Consider the following 19,850-nt stretch of genomic DNA (forward strand, 5'->3'; position numbering starts at 1 on the left):
AAAATTGCTGCAGCATCCCCGTGCGCGTCCGTTTGAACGCACCGGGGCTGCAGGGCTGGGCTCCGGGCCGGCAATGGCCCGGAGCTTCTGGCGAGTTTGCTATTCGACCGGCTTTATGGTTTCGGTCGGCGGCTTCATGTTGCCCCAGAAGGCAGGGTTATCGACATTTTCCTTGGTGATCGCAGCGCCGGGGATCTTGATGTTCGGCCCCCACGCTTCTTTGGTCAGGGTCGATTTCAGGCCAAGCACATCATATTCGCCGGGCTTGATCTCCTGCTTGTTGACCACCTTGTCCATGAACATGGCGACCGCCGCGGCCTGGGCATAGAGCGGCTGCTCGACTTCGACGTTGAGCCAGCCCTTGCGGATCAGGTCGAGGCCGACCGGAGCGCCGTTCGAGCTCATCAGCATGACGTCGCCCGGTTTCTTGCCGGCGGCCTCGAGCGAGGCGACGGCAGCTACCGAAAGATGCGCGGCATGGCTGAAGATCAGGTCGATGTCGGGGTTGGCGAGCAGCTGGTCGTTCACGATGGTCCCGGCTGCATCCGCCGCCCATTGCATGGCCGGCAGCGAGATGATCTTGACGTCCGGGAACGCCTTCATCTTCTCCTCGAAACCCTTCTGGATATCGAGCGTGTAGGGGTCGCCCGGATCGCCGAGCACCTGCAGGATCTTGCCCTTCACCGAGCCGTTTTTCGCGGTCAGGAGCTTTTGCGCCTGGTCGGCGGCGACGTAGCCGATCTCGACGGTTCCGGCCACCGAGGTGAAGTCGGACGGGGTCGAGGTGATCTGGCGGTCGAACTCGACGACCGGGATGCCGGCGGCGCGGGCGGCCTCGATCGACGGTTTCAGCGCATTGAAATCGACGGCGGCAAGAATGATCGCCGACGGCTTCAGCGCGATGACGTCGTTCATCTGCGATTGCTGAGCGTCGGTCTTGTTGTCGGCGTTCAGCGTCTTCATCTCGTAGCCGACCTGCTTCAGGAACAATTCCAGCGCGCTCACCGAGCCGGTCTGGAACTCATCGAGCAATGTCGGCACCATGTAGTAGACGGTGCCCTTGGACTGGGCGAATGCCGGCGTGAGCGTGGCAAAGGCCAGTGCCAGGATACCGAAGACGGAAAGAAGTATTTTCTTCATGTCGTTCGCTCCTCTTGCGCCGGACCCCTCGTTTGTCCCTCAGTTCGTCGGTCCGGCACCGGCGAGCGTCTCTCCGGTGATCATGTTGATCACCGCGTCGGGACTTGTTTTGTTGCGTGCGACGTCGCCCGCCACGACGCCTTGCCGGATCACCACGATCCGATCGGCGACCTGGAAGGCCTGTTGCATGATATGAGTGATTATGACGACGCCGATACCCTGGCTCGCCACCTGGCGGATCATGTCGAGGCCGCGCCGCGTCTGCTCGACGCCAAGCGCTGCGAACGGCTCGTCGAGAAGCACCAGCTTGCCGCCGAAATGCACGAACCGGTTGAGCTCGATGGCCTGTCGCTGACCGCCCGAGAGGTGCTCGACATTGGTGCGAAGCGAGGGAATGCGGGTGCCCGCGCTTGCCAAGGCTTTTTGCACCACCTGCTCCATGGCGCGCTCGTCGAGCACTGGAATGCCGAGAACCTTCCTGGTGATCTCACGGCCCATGAAGAAATTGGCGACCACGTCGACATTGGTGCAGAGGGACAGGTCCTGGTAGACCGTCTCGATCCCCGCGGCCTTGGCCTCGGCGGGGGATTTGGCGAGGAATTCCTTGCCTTCGAACAGCATGCGGCCGGAGGACGGCTCCAGGCCGCCGGCAATGATCTTGACCAGCGTCGATTTGCCGGCGCCGTTGTCGCCCAGAAGCGCCACCACTTCGCCCTTGTCGATCGAAAAGCTGATGCCTTTCAGCGCTTCGATGGCGCCGTAATTCTTGGCTACGTTGTCGAGCACCAGCAGCGGTTCGCTCATGCTGCGATCCCCTTGTTATGCAAGAGATCCCGACCGCGTTCGCGCTCGGCGGTGAAGATCTGGCCGAAGCGTGGCGAAAGCACTCCTGAGACGGCAAGCGCGGCGGCGCCGCGCAACACCGCATGCTGGCCGCCGCGCGCGACGCGGACGCGGGGGGTCGCGCGGTCGCTTCGCGCCGAGACCGAAATGGGCAGGTGCGCGGCCGCGCCGGCAAGCCTTTCGAGCAGGTCGGTGGAGGCAAGCCCGCCGAGGATGATGGTTTCGGGATCGAACAAGTTTTCGATGATGGTGACGGCGTTGCGGAAGATCGGCGCAATCTCGCTCACCCACTCGGCGTCGGCGATGTTGCGGCGTCGCAGCGCCTCGAGCGAGAGATACCGTTCGAGGCAGCCGCGATTGCCGCACGGGCAGGGCTCGCCGCCCGGCACCGCGGGAATGTGGCCGATTTCACCGGCGTTTCCCCAGGCGCCGCGCAATGCCGCCCCGTCATGCACCATGACGCCGCCGAGACCGACGCCGAAATAAAGATAGTAATACTCGGAATATGCCGTTCCGAGGCCGTAGAGGCGCTCGCCGATAGCAGCCGCCGCCATATCGGTTTCGAAAAAGGCCGGCAGTCCGGTCGAGGCGGCCAGCCGCTCGCGCAGCGCCACATCCTTCCAGCCGGTCATGGTGGTCGGCCCGACAAAGCTCATGGACTCCACGCCGAACGGTCCGGGCAGCGCCATGCCGATGCCGAGAACGCGGCCACCGGGCCGCAATGCCGTCAATTCGAGCACCATGGCGCCGATCAGCTCGAAAGCGTGGTCGGGCGTTGCATTTGGGGCTTCGCGGTAGGTGCTCTCGATAACATCGCCGCTTAGGTTGATCAGGGCGGCATTGATGCCCAGCGGGGTGACGTGGATGCCGACGGCATAGCCGCCTTCCGGATTGATGCGCAGCGTTGCCGGTGGCAGGCCGCGTCCCTTGGGCTCTTCGCGCAGCGACAACACGTAACCGTGCTCTTCCAACTCGCGAACGATGGTAGACACCGTCTGCACGGTGAGCCCGACCCGCCTGGCAATGTCGCCGCGGGCGATCGGTCCGTGAAGGCGGATGGATTCGAGCACGATGCGCCGGTTATACGGCCGCCCGAACTCCTGATTGGTTCCCCGCAGTGCCATGCCTTGTGCCCTCGAGAGAGGCCAGACTGGCACTGAAGATTTATTCAGTCAAATGGAATTCAAAAATAATTCGCCTGTGGCCAAGGTCCTTCTAACGCCGGCGAATTCGCGCCCGCCGGCGGATGGGCCAACTCTGGCAATTTTCCAGTATGAAGCGCCACCGGCTGGACGGGAGCCAGGCATGACCTTGGCCGGCAATCCGATAAGCGCCCTGAAGCACATTTCGGAACCCGCCTGTGAGCCGGCCAGGGATCGGAGTTCGTTGCGCCTTTCCGTTGCAGGGAGCATACTTCCTCTCGCCGGTCTGCGGGAGGAGATGCGATGCCGAAGCTGACCCTCGACGGGATTGATCTCGGCTATGAGGTGCGGGGCGACGGGCCGCCGGTTCTGTTCGTCCACGGCAGCGTCACGAACGGCATGATGACATGGTCCGCCCAGCAACCGCTTGCGGAGCGCTGGAAGCTGGTTGTGGTCGACCGGCCCGGATACGGATCAAGTTCCCCTGCCGAACGCGAGGATTTCGTCGTCGACGCCAGACTGGTCGCCGGATTCCTCGATCGGACGCATGACCTCTGGGACGAAAGCCGCGTCCATCTGGTCGGGCATTCCTATGGCGGCGTCATCTCTCTTCTTGCAGCAGCGATGCGCCCGCGAGCAATCCGTTCGCTCACGGTGATCGAGCCGCCGGCCTTTGACCTTGCGCGCGGGGATGTTGCCGTGAATGAACTCGTGACGCGCCTGAAGACCCACTGGCAAAGCGGACCCCGCGACGATCCCGCGCTTTTCTTGCGCCAGTTCCTCCATCTGGTCGGCTCGGCGATACAATTGCCAGACCCGCTGCCGCCCCCGCTCGCGCAAGGCGCGGCCATGCTCGTCGTCGAACGCGGGCCATGGGAGGCCGAAATTCCGCTTCGGCAACTTGCCGATGCGCCGTTCCCGAAACTGGTGGTATCCGGCGGGCACAGCGCAGCATTCGACGCCGTCTGCGACGTGCTCGAAAACGTGCTTGGTGCCGATCGTGCCGTGATCGCCGGCGCGGGGCACAGCGTTCAGCAGACCGGTGAGCCGTTCAACCGGCGGCTCGGCGCGTTCATGGCCGCTGCTGAGGGCTGAAAGCGATCCATCCTTATATTGCCTGGCGGGCGGTTGGCCGCGCGCCAGGCTTCACGGCGAATGAATCGCCGGCTCTACAGATACTGCGCGACCTTCTTGCCGACGGTCAGGAAGCGCAGCGGATCGATCGCCTCGCCATTGTGGCGGACCTCGTAGTGCAGATGCGGGCCGGTCGATCGGCCGCTGTTGCCGGTCTTGCCGATGACGTCTCCGGCATCGAGCTTCTGGCCGACGGCGACGTCGATTTCGCTGAGATGCCCGTAACGCGTAACAAAACCGTTGCCGTGGTCGACCTCGATCATGCGGCCGTAGCCGCCGTTCCAGCCGGCCTTGACGACAACGCCGCCTGCCGTGACCTTGGCCGGCATACCGACCGGCGCCCTGAAATCCATGCCGGAATGCAAGGCGGCCGTGCCGAGGATGGGGTCGGTGCGCACGCCGAATGGGCTGGTAACGCTGCGGCCGGGGGCGGGGTTGGCGAGCGGCAGCCGGCGTGCCTCCTTTTTAAGATGATCCAGCGCGTCAAGCGCTTCGTCCAACTCTTTGACTTTGCTATCGAAGACCAACGAGCTGTCGAGTGGTATCAGCGGGCCGCCGACGTCGCTCTTTTCGAATTCGCTGTCGACCGGCAGGCCGGCGGCCTCGAGCGCCTGCGAGATCGCGTCGGCGCTCTTGTAGGCATTGTCGGCAAGTGTGGCGATGCGGGTGAGCTGCTGGCTCTCGATGGCCTTCAGCGAGTTGTTGATCGAAACGAAGAGCTTGTCTGCCCGGTCGGCCGCGCTTTCGCTCGGCAGCGGATCGGCGCGGGTCGACCACAGTGAGAACGGCCTGGTGTCGTTGCTGGGAAGGGGGGCAGCAAGGCTGGCGACGGAATAGGCCGTCGGCTGGATGCTGCCGGTCGCGTCGGCATGTTCGTCCGGCTTTGCCGTCGGCACGGGCGGCGTTGCGACCTCGTTTTCGGCTCGTTCGAGGATCGGGCCGAGGCGGCCGTGACGCAGGCTGAGCTGGCTCTGCCGTTCCAGCAGCTCGCTGACCTTGGTTTCCATCAGCTGCTGATCGAGTAGCTGGCGGCTGGTGATGCGGTCGACCTGGCTGCGCAGTGCCGAGATGCGGTCTTCGTAGGCCTGCTGCATGCGCGCCTGCCGCGCCGTCGTGGCGCCGATCAGATCGTCGCGCAGCACCAGATAGGAGGTCGCCAGCAGGTAGCCGATGACGACCGCCGCCAGCGCCGAGCCGCAAAATGCCGCCAGCCACGGGCGTATGGTGAAATGCCTTATCTGGTCGCCCCGGGCGATGATGACCGTGTGGGGCTCTTTGCGTCTGCCGAAGACCGCTGACTGACTGGCTACGTTCACGGGACCAAGCTTTCGTTACGACACCAACGACGAGCCTGATTACACATTATTAGGGTTAACAAAGTTTTGCCGGATCGAACGACAGCCAAAGGTCTTCGCGCAAAACGGGTATCGAATTGCAACGGCCTGGCGCAGCTCTCAAAGGGCGCGAACCGCCTCCAGCACTTCTTCGGCGTGCCCCTTGACGCGGACGTTGCGCCAGATCCTGGCGATGCGTCCGTCGCGGCCAATCAGGAACGTCGCCCGCTCGACGCCCATATAGGTGCGACCGTAGAGCTTCTTTTCCACCCACAAATGGTAAGCCTCGATCACTTTGCGCTCTTCGTCGGCGACAAGGTCGACGCTCAGATCGTATTTCGCCTTGAATTTGTCGTGTTTCTTGACGCTGTCCGGCGAGAGCCCGATGACGACGGCGCCGGCCTTTTCGAACTCCGGCTTCAACTGCGAAAAGCCGATCGCCTCGTTGGTGCAGCTTGTGGTGTCGTCCTGTGGGTAGAAATAGAGTACGATGGGTTTTCCCAGCAATGCGGCGAGGCTGAGTGAACCGCCGCCGTCGCGCGGAAGATCGAACTGCGGCGCAACATCGCCCACGTCGAGGTCAGCCATACCGATGCCCTTGTTTGAGGTTACGCGCCAGGCTGCATCGATATAATGTCGAGCGGGGATTCGTCCACGATCGAATTCGTTTCAACGGAAGATTGCGTGGATCAGGAGCTACCGCAGCACGAGAAGATCAGGTTCAGGCGTGACGAGATCACCGACCTGGGAACCTTTCCGTCCGCGTGCCGCGTCCCGCCGCTCGGCCAGGCGTCGATCGGTCGCGGCGTCCGTATGATGGCGCGGCTGTTTGCCGGCCTTGTCGCCCTTGTGCTGCTGGCTGGCGCCGGCGTCTATGCGATCGGCGTGTCCGGCTTCGGCTCGGAGCGGCTTCGCGCGGAAGCCGAAACGGCAATCGAGAGATTGGCCGGCTTCGATGTCGACGTTGCCGTCGGGCCGGCCCGGCTGACGCTTGACGGGTCGAGCTTCATTGCGCTGCAGGTCAGCGACGTCAGCCTCAAGACCGCCGACGGAAAACCGATGGCCGATGCCGGCCGGGTCCGCTTCGGCATCCGGCTGATCCCGTTGCTTTCGGGCGAGGTACGGCTGACCAGCGCCCGGATTTCCGACGCGCACATCGTCATGGCCGCGATGCCGTCCGGCGGCGACTGGACGGCCGGGCTGCGCAACCAGGACGGCCTCATCGATCCGGAAAAACTTTCCGCCGCCGTCTTCGCCAACGTCAACCGCGCGCTCGATGCGGTGCGCGAGGATTCGGTGCGCCAGATCGATCTGCGCAACGTCGAGCTGGCACTGCCCGAGACCGGATCGGTCAAGTCGGTCACCATCGCCGACGCCTCCGTCTCGCAGTCGGGACCGGGAAGCATGGAGTTTTCATCCGACGCGGATGTCGACGGCAGGGCGCTTACCATCGCCGCTTCCGCCACCCGCGATCCGGCGACGCGACGCATCACCACGCTGGACGCCAGCATCCAGGCAGCGGACGCCGACACTGCGGCAGGTGGCAAATTGGGTGCGATCGCCTTGAAGCTGGCGGGGTCGGAAGGGACCGGCGACAACGGTTCGCGGCTGACCGCTGCCCTGTCACTGACCGGATCGGTGCTCGATCTCGGTTCGCGCGGCCTGCTTCCGGCCGACATCGATCTCGATGCAACACTCGTCGCCGGGTCGAACAAAATCCAGGTCGACAGTTTGCTGGTGAAAACCGGCCGCTCGACCTTCGATTTCGCCGGTTCGATCGGGCCGAAGCCGGCTACCGGCGCAGCGGGCGAGGAGCCATCCTATCGTTACGACCTGACCAGCGACGGTTCGACCCTGGCGCCTTCGGATTCGCCGGAGCCGGCACTCAGCTTCATTGCCCGTATCGCCGGCGTCTACCAGCCGACGAGCCAAAAGCTGGTCGCCGAGCAGATCGGCGTCCGGTCCGGACCGGGCAGCGAAGTGCTGGGCACGGCTTCGGTTTCATTCGTCGCCAACCAGGCGCCGGGCATATCGGTGGCGCTCAATGTTCACGACATGCCGGTCTCGCACGTCAAGCAATTATGGCCCTGGTTTTCGGCGCGCAATGCCAGGCTGTGGGTGCTCAAGAACCTGTTCGGCGGCCGCGTGGTCGATGGCAGCCTGCAGTTCCAGGTCGTGCCCGGACGGCTCGGCAACGGCGTGCCGCTTTCGGCCGCTGAAGTGTTCGGCCGATTCCAGGTCGAAGGATCGCGCTTCGACACGGCCGGCCGCATTCCGCCGATCCGCGATGCCGTCGGCGTCGTCGGCTTCCACGGCAATGACGTCGACGTCGCGCTGTCGTCGGGCAGCGTCTATATGCCGAGCGGCCGCACGGTGGCGGCGAGCAACGGCACGCTCACCGTCAAGGCGGCGAACCATCCGCCGGTGATCGGCGCGCTCGACATCGATGTCGCCGGCGAGGCGCCGGCAATCGCCGAGCTGGCATCCTTTGACCCGATCAACGCCATGCGCCATGTCGGCCTCCTGCCGGACGACCTGTCCGGCACGGTAACCGGCCACGTCAAGGCCGATATTCCGCTGCAGTCCGGTGTCGACTCTTCCAAACTCGATTGGCTGGTGGCGCTCGACTACAAGGACCTGTCGCTGGGCAAGCCGTTCGAGGGCCAGACGGTCAGCCATGCCGACGGCTCGATCACGGTCGCGCCCGACCGGGCGGTGATCTCGGCGAAGGCGCTGCTCAACGGCATTCCGGCCGAGCTCGACCTGATCGAGCCGCTCAGGGATGGCGGCCCGCCGCGCAGTCGTAAAGTGGAGCTGGTGCTCGACGACAAGACGCGCGCCACCGCCATGCCTGGCCTGTCGACGCTGCTTTCCGGAACCATCAAGGTGGCGATCGACAAGAGTGGCACCGGCAATCAGAACGTGTCGGCCGACCTGACCAACGCCAGACTGGACATCCCTTGGGCCGGCTGGAACAAGGGGCCTGGCATTCCCGCCAAGGTCGTCTTCGCCATGGCGAAGACCGGCGACACCACGACGCTGTCCAATTTCGAACTCGACGGCAAGACCTTCTCCATCGACGGCAGCGCCGTGCTGGTCAACGGCGCCTTGTCCTCGGCCCGGTTCAGCAAGGTCACCTTGAACCGGGGCGACGACGTCGCCGTCTCGGTGAAGCGGTCGGGCAAGGCCTATGCGGTCGAGGTCAGCGGCAGCGCGCTGGACGCACGCTCGCTGATCAAGCAATTCACGTCCGACGTCGATACCGCTACCAAGACCACCGGCGTCGATGCGATCTCGGTCAGCGCCGACGTCAGCTCCCTGACCGGCTTCCATGACGAGGTGCTGTCGAATTTGAAGCTCGACTACAGCGCCGCAGGCTCCCGGGTGAACGGGCTCAAGGTGAGCGCCACGGCAAGTTCGGGAGCCGCCATCACCATCAGCAACACGACCGGCGGCGGCCTGCGCACGCTCAACATGAAGTCGGCCGACGCCGGCGCCATACTACGCTTCCTCAATATCTACGAGCATATGGAAGGCGGCTCGATCACGCTCGCGCTGACCGGGGCCGGCGACGGTCCGATGAAAGGCCAGGTCGACGCCAAGGACTTCTTTGTCGTCAACGAGCCGAAGCTCGCCTCGATCGTGTCGACGACGCCGGCCGGCGACAACCGCAGCCTCAACGAGGCGGTCAAAGGCAATCTCGACACGTCGAGGGTGAAGTTCGAGCGCGGTTTCAGCGAGATCGATAAGGGCAGCGGCTATCTCAAGCTGCGCAACGGCGTGCTGCGCGGCTCGCGCATCGGCACCACCTTCCAGGGCACGCTCTACGACCAGAACAACAATATGGACATGACCGGCACGTTCATGCCGGCCTACGGCGTAAACCGCATCTTCGGCGAACTGCCGCTGATCGGCGCGCTGCTCGGCAACGGCCGCGACCGCGGCCTGATCGGCGTCACCTACAGGCTCAAGGGCAACGCCAACAAGCCCAACCTGGAGGTCAATCCGCTATCGGTGATAGCGCCCGGGATATTCCGGTCGATCTTCGAGTATCGGTGAGGCGGGTAGGGTAGGCGGGTGGCGCCAAAAAGGCCGGGTGAAGTGCTGTTCAGCGTAGCACCGCCTAGAGGTAACGGCATGGATCCTACAGTCTCCGCGCTTCGCTCCTGCTTCGCCCTAGGATGACGAAGCGAGGGGAGACTTCAGCCAATCTCGAAGGTCGCGTTTGCCATCGGCCGCCACGCGACCGCCTCGCTCTCCGACATCCGCGACTAGCCTTGAGCCACCATGCCTTCGTCATCCTAGGGCGCAGCAGGAGCGAAGCGACGTCGCGGAGACCCTAGGATCCATGCCGTTACAGTTGCCGAGGAATGCAGCGATCCATTGCTTATGCCCGTCGCCGGCTCGGTCTCACCTGAGCCTCAGCAGAGGTCAGACCGGCCGTACCAGAATGACCTTCTTCTTTCCCAACTGAACTTTGAATGCTCCGGTGTTTTCGTACAGGTCGGTCCACAAGACAATTTCGTTCGGGTCGGTGACGACCCTGTCATTGATTCGTAGAGCACCTTCCGCCATCTTGCGCCGAGCTTCCGAATTGGACGGCACAAGTCCCGACGCGACGGCAATTGCTGCATTCGACCTGCCAAATTGCCATTTGTCATCCTGTCCTTTGTCGATGGTTACTGTCGGCAATGACTCGGTTGACTGACCTCTTTCGAAAAGCGCTTCTGCCGTCCTGGCTGCCTCCGCCGCCGTCTCGCGGCCATGCAGCATGGCGGTGATTTCGGTGGCGAGGATCTTCTTGGCTTCGTTGATCTCCGAGCCGCCGAGCCGTTCGAGGCGTGCGACCTCGGCGAGCGGCAAGGTCGTGTAAAGCTTCAGGAAGCGGCCGACATCGGCGTCCTCGGTGTTGCGCCAGTATTGCCAGAACTCGTAGGGGCTCAACATCTCCGCATCGAGCCAGACCGCGCCCGACGCCGACTTGCCCATCTTGGCGCCGGAGGAGGTGGTGAGCAGCGGCGTCGTCAGCGCATACAGCTGCGCGCCTTCCATGCGATGGCCGAGATCGATGCCGTTGACGATGTTGCCCCACTGGTCGGAGCCGCCCATCTGCAGCCGGCAGCCGAGGCGTTTGTAGAGCTCGACGAAGTCGTAGGCCTGCAGGATCATGTAGTTGAATTCGAGGAACGACAGCGACTGCTCGCGGTCCAGCCGGAGCTTGACCGAATCGAAGGCCAGCATGCGGTTGACCGAAAAATGCCGGCCGACATCGCGCAGGAAATTGACGTAGTTGATGTCCATCAGCCAGTCGGCATTGTTGATCATGACGGCGTCGTTCGGGCCGCTGCCGAATTTGAGGTAGGGCGTGAAGTTGCGGCGGATGCCGGCGAGATTGTCCTCGATGTCCTGCGGCGTCAAAAGCTTGCGCGCCTCGTCCTTGAACGACGGATCGCCGATCATCGAGGTGCCGCCGCCCATCAGCGCGATTGGCCGGTGGCCGGTCTGCTGCAGCCAATAAAGCATCATGATCTGGATCAGCGACCCGGCATGCAGGCTCCTGGCGGTGGCGTCGAAGCCGATATAGGCGCTCACCGTTTCCGTGGCGAAAAGCTGGTCGAGGCCGGCATCGTCCGAGGTCTGGTGGATGAAACCGCGCTCGCTCATCGTGCGCAGGAAATCGGATTTGAAGGCGGACATTTTCTTTCCCGAAAGGCTTCCGGCCGAATGCGGCTCGGCTATGCATGAAGGCGGGCGTTTAGCACTCAAGCGCGATCAGCAAAAGTGGAATCCGGTTTTGCGACACCCTCTTGCCTTCTCCCCTTGTGGGAGAAGGTGGATTGGCGCGCAGCGCCAAGACGGTTGAGGGGTGTTGGACGGAGTGCCGTCGTTGCCAAGCTGGAACACCCCTCATCCGACCGCGCTTCGCGCGGCCACCTTCTCCCACAAGGGAGAAGGGAGAACCCCAAGCGTGCGGCCTGCTTGCGTCATCGTTTCGGCTGGCGTAATGAGGCGCCGCCAACGGGTCTCATCCGCTGGACCGCACGGCATCGATCGAATGCCATATCCTATGACAGAGTCGAGATGCCGGAGATATCCATCGTCATTCCTTGCCGGAACGAGGCGGCGAACCTGCCGCTTCTGCTCGACGAGATCGGCGCCGCGATGGCCGGGCGCGACTTCGAGGTCATCGTCGTCGATGACGGCTCGACCGACGATACCCCTTCGGTGCTCGCCGCCCAGGCAGCGCTTCGCGCGTTCCCGCTGCGCCATCTCAGGCATGCGAAATCCGCTGGCCAGTCGCTCTCGGTGCGTTCGGGCGCCTGGGCGGCGCGCGGCGATATCGTCGCCACCATCGACGGCGACGGTCAGAACGACCCCGGTTATATCCCAGTGTTGATCGACGCGCTGCGGCAGGCTGGTCCCGAAGTCGGGGCTGCGCAGGGACAGCGTCTGAAGCGCCGCGACAGCAAGATCAAGCAACTGGCGTCGCGTTTCGCCAACGGGCTGAGAAAAGCCATCCTGCACGACGAGACGCGGGATACCGGCTGCGGCCTCAAGGCGATCCATACCGACATTTTGAGGAAATTGCCGTTCTTCGACGGCACCCACCGCTTTGTTCCGGCTCTGGTCATCCAGGAGGGCTACCGCGTCGTCCATTGCGACGTCGTCGACCGCTCCCGCCGCCACGGCAAATCGAATTACGGCATCTTCGATCGCGGCCTGCAGGGCGTGCTTGATCTTGCCGGCGTCTGGTGGCTGCGCCGCAGGCGCCGCAGAATGCCCAAAGTAGAGGAAATCAGGCATGGGTAACGTGCTTCAGGAATTGGCGACCTGGCTTCACGATGTTTTCGTCAAGCAATTCGATGCCTGGGTTCTGCTCGGCTTCGTCGCCCAGTTCTTCTTCACCATGCGCTTTCTGGTGCAGTGGGTGGCGTCGGAAAAGGCCAAGCGCAGCGTCGTGCCGATCGCCTTCTGGTTCTTTTCGCTGTTCGGCGGCGGCCTGCTGCTGATCTACGCCATCCAGCGTCAGGATCCGGTGTTCATCGCCGGCCAGGCCATGGGCCTGTTGATCTATATCCGCAATCTCTGGCTGATCGCCAACGAGCGCAAGACGGCGATGACGAAGGTCGATTGAGCCCTCGATCGGCCTGAAACCGGTCGAGCAAGCAATCCAGATTACTTGCCGTCCAGCCCGCCGTAAGACCTTACCAGCCGGACCATGTCGGCCGAATCGGCAGTCTCGCTCTCGAGCCCCTCGGCGACACCGACGCGGTCAGCGGCCGGGCGGTTCTGGCTGACTTTCCATTTGCCGCTGATTTCGGTGATTTCGATCTCCAGGCCGACGATGCCTTTGATCTGCGACTGGATGAAGGGTGCCGGCGCGTCGGTCACCGCCCACGGCGCCGAGCGGCCGCCCTCCTGCGACATCGTCAGATCGGAAATCTGCTCGGCCAGCCAATCCTGGTCTTCGATCACCGTGACGCTGCCGCGGACCTGGACGATGGCGTAGTTCCAGGTCGGTACCACCTTGCCGGTTTCACGCTTGGTCTCGTACCAGGACGGCGTCACATAGGCATCGGCGCCCTGGAAGACGACCAGCACCGGCGCCAGGGGATTGTCGGCCAAAAGCCGCCATTGCGGATTGGCTTTGGCCAAATGGGCGCGCAGCCTGCCGTTCGGCGGCACATCCGCGTCAAGAAGAAAGGGAATCGCGTTGGCGACCGGCCCCTCGACGCCGTTCGACACCAGCAGGCCAAGCGGATGCGCCCGGATCAGCCCGTGCAGGACGTCCGGCCGTGTTTCCTGGAAGTGAGGCGGTTGGTACATCGCCGATTATCTCAGCCGCTTCGGCCGTGGGTCGGACAGTTCCCCGGCCAGCCGGCGATCGAGATAGTCCGCGCATTCCTCGATCAGAAGCTCCGCATGGTTGGCAAAGAAATGGTTGGCGCCGGGCAGGGTCTTCTGGGTGATGGTAATGCCCTTTTGCGTGTGCAGCTTGTCGACCAGCCCCTGCACGTCCTTGGGCGGCGCGACCTTGTCGGCGTCGCCGTGGATGATCAGGCCGGACGACGGGCATGGCGCCAGGAACGAGAAATCATAGGTATTGGGCTGCGGCGCGACCGAGATGAAGCCCTCGATCTCCGGCCGGCGCATCAGAAGCTGCATGCCGATCCACGAGCCGAACGAATAGCCGGCAACCCAGCAGCTCTTGGAATCCGGATGCAGCGACTGCACCCAGTCGAGCGCCGCGGCGGCGTCGGACAATTCGCCGGTGCCGTGGTCGAACTCGCCCTGGCTGCGGCCGATGCCGCGGAAATTGAAGCGCAGCGTGGTGAAATTGCGCTTCTGGAACATGTAGAAGAGGTCGTAGACGATCTTGTTGTTCATCGTGCCGCCAAACTGGGGGTGAGGGTGCAGGACGATGGCAATCGGCGCGCTCTTTTCCTTCGAGGGCTGATAGCGACCCTCCAGACGGCCGGCCGGACCGGTGAAAATGACCTCAGGCATGAAATACTCCACTTGGTATAAATTTGCGCGGCGCCCGGAACAACTCTTCCTCTGGCCCCAGTCTTCCCTAGGCCCCAGTCTTCCCTAGGCCCCAGTCTTCCCTAGGCCTTGACGCAGGGCGAGCGTCTTTCTAGAAGCTAGTTTAGAATTGTTCAAAACTGGGCGGCCAAAAATTGTGGCTCGGCCACCCGCGCCGTAAGCCGCGTAAATAGGACGTCTTGCCTTGCAATTTCAAGGAAATAACGCGCTATCTTCGCGGAACGGCTTTTGAAGGGACCAGTTGGACGGAAATGGCCGGAGCACGCGCCTACCTCGACTACAACGCCAGCGCGCCGCTGCTTGCCTCGGCGCGCGCGGCGGTGGTAGCTGCGCTCGACGTCCCCGCCAACCCGTCCTCGGTCCATGCCGAGGGCCGCGCTGCACGGCGGCTGATCGAGGATGCAAGGCGCGATGTGGCGCGACTGGTCAGCGCCAAAGCCGAGCATGTCGTATTCACCTCCGGCGCGACGGAAGCGGCCTCGACGCTGCTGACGCCGGACTGGCAGATGGGGCGCGGCGCCCTCCGCATGAGCCGGCTTTACGTGTCCGAGGCCGACCATCCGTGCCTGCTGAATGGCGGGCGCTTCCCCACGGGGCAGGTAACGCGGATCGGCGTCGACGCCGACGGCGTCGTCAGGCTCGACGCCCTGGCGGCAGCACTCGGTGCGCATGACAAGGCCGAAGGCATGCCGCTGGTAGCAATCCATGCCGCCAACAACGAGACCGGCGTCATCCAGCCGGTTGGCCGCATTGCCGAAATCGTCAAGGCGGCGGGTGGCATCCTGGTTGTCGATGCCGTGCAGGCGGCCGGCCGCATTCCGCTCGATATGTCAGCGGGTTACGCAGATTATCTGATTCTCTCCTCGCACAAGATCGGCGGCCCCAAGGGCGTCGGCGCCATTGTCGCGGCGTCGGACTTGATGATGCCGAAGCCGCTGGTCAGCGGCGGCGGCCAGGAAAAGGGCCATCGCGGCGGCACCGAAAACCTAGCGGCGATTGCCGGGTTTGGCGCGGCGGCGCGTGAGGCGCTTGCCGGCTTGCAAACGATCGGAGCGGTGCGGCAGCGTCGCGACGAAATCGAGGCGATCGTGAAAACGCTGGTTCCGGACGCCGAAATCTTCGGGACCGGCGCGCCAAGGCTTGCCAACACCACGTTCTTCGCCATTGCCGGTATCAAGGCCGAGACGGCGCAGATCGCCTTCGACCTGGCCGGTGTGGCGCTCTCGGCTGGATCGGCCTGTTCGTCGGGCAAAGTAGGGCCGAGTCACGTGCTGAAAGCCATGGGTTATGGTGACAGCCTCGGCGCGATGCGCGTGTCCATCGGCCACGCGACCAGCGCTGAAGACATTGAGCTGTTCCGTTCGGCGCTGGCGACGATCGTCGCGCGCCAGGCCGGTAAGGAAAAGGCAAGCAGGGAACGAGCCGCCTGAGCGCGGCAGACGAAATGTAGGGCCTTGCGGCCTGGTAGAGCCGTGCGTTCGCATTTGGCCGGGTGAATTTCCGGCATGAACGCACTATATGAAACTTACGCCGCCTCGGGTGCCTGATGGCTGCTCGTTTGCGGTGCCATAGTTTGAAAACTGCCGGGCCTTGACCCCGGCGTGGATGGAGAACGCTGATGCCTGCTGTGCAGGAGACGATCGATCGAGTTCGAAAGATCGATGTCGACCAGTATAAATACGGATTCCAGACCGAAATCGCGATGGACAAGGCCCCCAAAGGCCTGAGCGAAGACATTATCCGCTTCATTTCGGCGAAGAAGGACGAGCCGTCCTGGATGCTGGAATGGCGCCTGGAAGCCTATCGCCGCTGGCTGACGCTGGACGAGCCGAAATGGGCGCGCGTCCACTATCCCAAAATCGATTTCCAGGACCTCCACTATTACGCCGCGCCCAAGAGCACGCCGGGGCCGACTTCGCTCAGCGAGGTCGATCCCGAACTGCTGAAGGTCTATGAGAAGCTCGGCATTCCGCTCAGGGAACAGGAAATCCTCGCCGGCGTGCAGAAGACCGATGCGTCGGAGCTCGAGGAAGCCAGCGACAACGTCTACAAGTCGGGCCGCGTCGCCGTCGATGCGGTGTTCGATTCCGTATCCGTCGTCACCACTTTCAAGAAGGAACTGGCGCAGGCCGGCGTCATCTTCTGCTCGATCTCGGAAGCGATCCGCGAGCATCCGGAGCTGGTGAAGAAGTATCTCGGCTCGGTCGTGCCGACCTCCGACAATTTCTACGCGACGCTGAATTCGGCCGTGTTCACCGACGGCTCCTTCGTCTTCGTGCCCAAGGGCGTGCGCTGCCCGATGGAATTGTCGACCTATTTCCGCATGAACGAGAAGAACACCGGCCAGTTCGAGCGCACGCTGATCATCGCCGAGGAGGGGGCTTACGTCTCCTATCTCGAAGGCTGCACGGCGCCGCAACGCGACGAGAATCAGCTTCATGCCGCGGTGGTCGAGCTGATCGCGCTCGACGATGCCGAGATCAAATATTCGACGGTGCAGAACTGGTATCCCGGCGACGCCGAGGGCAAGGGCGGCATCTATAATTTCGTCACCAAGCGCGGCGACTGCCGTGGCCATCGCTCGAAGATTTCGTGGACGCAGGTCGAGACCGGCTCGGCGATCACCTGGAAATATCCGAGCTGCATCCTGCGCGGCGACGATTCCAGCGGCGAGTTCTATTCGATCGCCGTCTCAAACGGCTACCAGCAGGTCGACAGCGGTACCAAGATGATCCATCTCGGCAAGAACACGTCGAGCCGCATCATCTCCAAGGGCATCGCCGCCGGATTCTCGCAGAACACCTATCGCGGCCAGGTCTCGGCACACCGCAAGGCGACCAACGCCCGCAACTTCACCAATTGCGATTCCCTGCTGATCGGCGACCAGTGCGGCGCACACACCGTGCCCTACATGGAAGCCAAGAATTCGACTGCGCAGTTCGAGCACGAGGCGACCACTTCGAAGATTTCAGAGGACCAGAAGTTCTATGTCATGCAGCGCGGTATCCCGGAAGAAGAGGCGATCGCGCTGATCGTCAACGGCTTCGTCAAGGACGTCATCCAGCAGCTGCCGATGGAATTCGCCGTCGAGGCGCAGAAGCTGATCGGCATCAGCCTCGAGGGGAGCGTGGGGTAGTAACGTCGCCATGAACCTTGTTGACAGAGACGTATCCCCACATACCGACGCCCAGGAGTTTGTGCGCGAACAGAATGCTCGTGGGGAAGACCCGATTAAGACGATCAAGGAGATTCGCGGGCGGTATGGGCTCGAACTCCAGCCGGCTCGTGATTTGGTCGTGACATCTGACGAAGTTGAAAAATTTCTTCGCGGTCAGCGGGCGTCGGGCGTTTCGCGTTTGGACGCGCGGCGTTCGGTAAAATGTCGGTTCGGCTGCGGCGGGAAGGAAGCGCTCGGCTTTATTGACGGGTCTGGCCTCTGGTCTGAGGAGGGCAAGACTCCATGAAGGCGAGATTGACGTAACACATTCATTCAGCGGCTAACGCCACGATCCAATACGACTGAAAGACTGCAAAAAATGCTTGAAATCAGAAACCTCCATGCCCGTATCGTCGACGACGGCACTGAGATCATTCGCGGCCTGAACCTGACGGTCAGGGCCGGCGAGGTCGCCGCCATCATGGGGCCAAACGGCTCGGGGAAATCGACGCTGTCCTATATCCTCGCCGGCCGCGAGGACTATGAGGTCACCGAGGGCGACATCCTCTACAACGGCCAGTCGATCCTCGACATGGATCCGGCCGAGCGCGCCACCGCCGGCATCTTTCTCGCCTTCCAGTATCCGATGGAGATACCGGGCGTCGCGACGATGGAATTCCTGAAAGTGGCGATGAACGAGCAGCGCAAGGCGCGCGGCCAGGAGCCGCTGAAAATCCCGGAATTCCTCAAGCGCGTGAAGGAAGCGGCCGCCTCGCTCAACATGGACATGGCGATGCTGAAGCGGCCGCTCAATGTCGGCTTTTCCGGCGGCGAGAAGAAGCGTGCCGAGATCCTGCAGATGAAGCTGCTGGAACCAAAACTCTGCGTCCTCGACGAGACCGATTCCGGCCTCGACATCGACGCGCTGAAGATCGTCGCGGACGGCGTCAACACGCTGCGCTCGCCGGACCGCGCCATCGTCGTCATCACCCACTACCAGCGCCTGCTCCAATACATCGTGCCGGATACGGTGCACGTGCTCTACAGGGGTCAGGTGATCAAGTCGGGCGACAAGTCGCTGGCGCTCGACCTCGAGGCCAATGGCTATGCCGGCGTGATCGGGCAAGCCGCGTGAGATGCCAGCAGGCCCGGAAGGCAAGCCAAATAAGGCGATACTGATGAATATGCACACGACACCCCAGCGAACATTGGCCGAAACGGCGCTGATCGACGCCTTTGGCGAGCGGCTGTCGCTGCTGCCGGGCGACGGCGCGGTGATGCTGAAGCGCGACGACGCCATCGAGGCGATCAAGGGCGGCCTGCCGACTCGGCGCACCGAATCCTGGCACTATACGGACCTGCGCCGGCTGCTGACTTCGGTGCCGGACTTCGATCCGGCAGCGGTTGCGAAAGCCATTGCGCCGATCGTCGAAGGCTCCAGCGTTTTGCCGGTGCTGAACGGCGTTTCGAGTACGAAACTGCCCGGTATCGAAGGCGTTGCCGTGCAGCGCCTGTCGGAGAAGCTGACCGACGGCAGCATCGCCCCGGGGCTGGATTCCTATGGCAGCGACGATGCCATCGGCGCGCTCAACACCGCCTTTGTCGCCGACGGCTATTTCGTCGACATCGCCGACGGTGCCCAACTGGACAAGCCGGTCGAATTGCAGAATTTGCAGGCCGGTGGACAGACGCATGTACGGCTGGCCATCCGTGTCGGCGCCGGCGCCAACGCTGTCATTGTCGAACGCCAGGCGGGCGAGGGGGCGGCACTGGTCAGTTCGGTCAGCCAGCTTGTGCTTGGCGAGGGCGCCGAGGTGACATGGCTCATCGTGCAGGAGCAGCCGGATACGGCGACGCACCTTGCCCAGTTCAAGGCGCATCTCGGCAAGAATTCGAAACTGACGCTGTTCGTCATGAATGCCGGCGGTAAGCTAGTCCGCCAGGAGGTCGTTGTGAAGACGACCGGCGAGGGCGCCGAATTCACCCTGCGCGGCATCAATCTGCTCGCCGGCGACACCCATACCGACGTCACCATGGTGCTCGACCACGCCGTGCCGCATACCGCATCGACCGAAGTCATCCGAAACGTGGTGACCGGCAAGGCGCGCGGCGTCTTCCAGGGCCGCATCAACGTCCACCAATATGCGCAGAAGACCAACGCCAAGATGGCCTGCAACACGCTGCTGTTGTCGGACGACGGCGAGTTCTCGACCAAGCCGGAGCTCGAAATCTTCGCCGACGACGTCGTCTGCGGCCATGGCGCGACCGTCACCGAGATCGACCACAGCCATCTGTTCTACCTGATGGCACGGGGCATCGACGAGAAGACCGCGCGCGGCCTGCTGGTCAAGGCCTTCGTCGCCGAAGTGATCGAGGAACTGGACGACGAGGCCATCGTCGAGGCGCTGGAAGCGAGACTCGACAACTGGTTCGTGGCGCACGGATAAAGTGGATGAGGGCCTGGCGCTTCGGCCAGCACCCCTCATCCGACCGAGCTTCGCTCGGCCACCTTCTCCCACAAGGGGAGAAGGAAACGCGCCTCTCCTTCTCCCC

General features: G+C 63.3%; 17 protein-coding genes. 9 read left to right on the plus strand and 8 right to left on the minus strand.

The features are described from left to right. Window positions 1-99: 99 nt before the first annotated feature. The 3 genes from NKK47_RS07865 to NKK47_RS07875 are packed head-to-tail and all read right to left on the minus strand — an operon-like array spanning window position 100 to window position 3,107. A complete protein-coding gene (locus tag NKK47_RS07865) occupies window positions 100-1,140 on the minus strand; it encodes a sugar ABC transporter substrate-binding protein (RefSeq protein ID WP_352571438.1) in 1,041 nt (346 codons plus the stop codon). 39 nt (window positions 1,141-1,179) lie between these two features. Beyond that, on the minus strand, window positions 1,180-1,944 hold the full coding sequence (locus NKK47_RS07870) for an ATP-binding cassette domain-containing protein (RefSeq protein ID WP_352456627.1): 765 nt from the start codon (window positions 1,942-1,944) through the stop codon (window positions 1,180-1,182). Then, complete coding sequence (locus tag NKK47_RS07875; RefSeq protein ID WP_352575966.1) at window positions 1,941-3,107, minus strand: ROK family transcriptional regulator; 1,167 nt, start codon at window positions 3,105-3,107, stop codon at window positions 1,941-1,943. Before NKK47_RS07875 ends, NKK47_RS07870 begins: the two co-directional genes overlap by 4 nt. A 321-nt stretch (window positions 3,108-3,428) precedes the next feature. On the opposite strand from NKK47_RS07875, the gene NKK47_RS07880 reads away from it, so the two are divergent. After that, window positions 3,429-4,220: an alpha/beta fold hydrolase gene (locus NKK47_RS07880; protein ID WP_352575968.1), complete on the plus strand. Its 792-nt coding sequence runs from the start codon at window positions 3,429-3,431 to the stop codon at window positions 4,218-4,220. A gap of 74 nt (window positions 4,221-4,294) precedes the next feature. Here NKK47_RS07880 and NKK47_RS07885 read toward each other — a convergent pair whose 3' ends face one another. Next, entirely contained in the window at window positions 4,295-5,575 is a 1,281-nt protein-coding gene (locus NKK47_RS07885) for a M23 family metallopeptidase (RefSeq protein WP_352575969.1), read from the minus strand. Between the two features lie 138 nt (window positions 5,576-5,713). Next, window positions 5,714-6,181, minus strand: coding sequence for a peroxiredoxin (locus NKK47_RS07890; RefSeq protein ID WP_352575971.1), 468 nt, complete (start codon window positions 6,179-6,181; stop codon window positions 5,714-5,716). Window positions 6,182-6,277: 96 nt separating this feature from the next. Between NKK47_RS07890 and NKK47_RS07895 the strand changes: the two genes are divergently transcribed. Further along, entirely contained in the window at window positions 6,278-9,652 is a 3,375-nt protein-coding gene (locus tag NKK47_RS07895) for a hypothetical protein (protein ID WP_352575973.1), read from the plus strand. Window positions 9,653-10,024: 372 nt separating this feature from the next. On the opposite strand, the gene tyrS is transcribed toward NKK47_RS07895, so the two are convergent. Beyond that, the gene (gene tyrS / locus NKK47_RS07900) at window positions 10,025-11,290 is read right to left on the minus strand and encodes a tyrosine--tRNA ligase (protein WP_352575975.1); all 1,266 of its coding nucleotides are present in this window, start codon (window positions 11,288-11,290) and stop codon (window positions 10,025-10,027) included. A 384-nt stretch (window positions 11,291-11,674) separates the two neighbouring features. Between tyrS and NKK47_RS07905 the strand changes: the two genes are divergently transcribed. Both NKK47_RS07905 and NKK47_RS07910 read left to right on the plus strand, forming a co-directional pair. Next, a complete protein-coding gene (locus NKK47_RS07905) occupies window positions 11,675-12,403 on the plus strand; it encodes a glycosyltransferase family 2 protein (RefSeq protein ID WP_352575977.1) in 729 nt (242 codons plus the stop codon). Continuing rightward, the gene (locus tag NKK47_RS07910; protein WP_352458432.1) at window positions 12,396-12,728 is read left to right on the plus strand and encodes a lipid-A-disaccharide synthase N-terminal domain-containing protein; all 333 of its coding nucleotides are present in this window, start codon (window positions 12,396-12,398) and stop codon (window positions 12,726-12,728) included. Before NKK47_RS07905 ends, NKK47_RS07910 begins: the two co-directional genes overlap by 8 nt. A gap of 41 nt (window positions 12,729-12,769) precedes the next feature. Here NKK47_RS07910 and NKK47_RS07915 read toward each other — a convergent pair whose 3' ends face one another. Together NKK47_RS07915 and NKK47_RS07920 are read right to left on the minus strand one after the other, a co-directional pair. Then, window positions 12,770-13,420: an FMN-binding negative transcriptional regulator gene (locus NKK47_RS07915; protein ID WP_352575978.1), complete on the minus strand. Its 651-nt coding sequence runs from the start codon at window positions 13,418-13,420 to the stop codon at window positions 12,770-12,772. Between the two features lie 6 nt (window positions 13,421-13,426). Then, complete coding sequence (locus tag NKK47_RS07920) at window positions 13,427-14,101, minus strand: alpha/beta hydrolase (protein WP_023674683.1); 675 nt, start codon at window positions 14,099-14,101, stop codon at window positions 13,427-13,429. A gap of 290 nt (window positions 14,102-14,391) precedes the next feature. Here NKK47_RS07920 and NKK47_RS07925 point away from each other — a divergent pair, with 290 nt between their 5' ends. The 5 genes from NKK47_RS07925 to sufD all read left to right on the plus strand — a co-directional run bounded on the left by NKK47_RS07925 (window position 14,392) and on the right by sufD (window position 19,744). Continuing rightward, window positions 14,392-15,570, plus strand: coding sequence for a cysteine desulfurase family protein (locus tag NKK47_RS07925; protein WP_352575980.1), 1,179 nt, complete (start codon window positions 14,392-14,394; stop codon window positions 15,568-15,570). 188 nt (window positions 15,571-15,758) lie between these two features. Continuing rightward, window positions 15,759-17,276: a Fe-S cluster assembly protein SufB gene (gene sufB, locus NKK47_RS07930; RefSeq protein ID WP_023674685.1), complete on the plus strand. Its 1,518-nt coding sequence runs from the start codon at window positions 15,759-15,761 to the stop codon at window positions 17,274-17,276. A 10-nt stretch (window positions 17,277-17,286) separates the two neighbouring features. Next, complete coding sequence (locus NKK47_RS07935) at window positions 17,287-17,604, plus strand: hypothetical protein (protein WP_352575982.1); 318 nt, start codon at window positions 17,287-17,289, stop codon at window positions 17,602-17,604. A gap of 72 nt (window positions 17,605-17,676) precedes the next feature. Further along, complete coding sequence (sufC, locus tag NKK47_RS07940; protein ID WP_352528789.1) at window positions 17,677-18,432, plus strand: Fe-S cluster assembly ATPase SufC; 756 nt, start codon at window positions 17,677-17,679, stop codon at window positions 18,430-18,432. 43 nt (window positions 18,433-18,475) lie between these two features. Continuing rightward, window positions 18,476-19,744, plus strand: coding sequence for a Fe-S cluster assembly protein SufD (gene sufD, locus NKK47_RS07945; protein WP_352575984.1), 1,269 nt, complete (start codon window positions 18,476-18,478; stop codon window positions 19,742-19,744). The last annotated feature ends 106 nt before the right edge of the window (window positions 19,745-19,850 follow it).

The organism is Mesorhizobium sp. M0019, from assembly GCF_040323975.1.
Classification (GTDB): Bacteria; Pseudomonadota; Alphaproteobacteria; order Rhizobiales; family Rhizobiaceae; genus Mesorhizobium.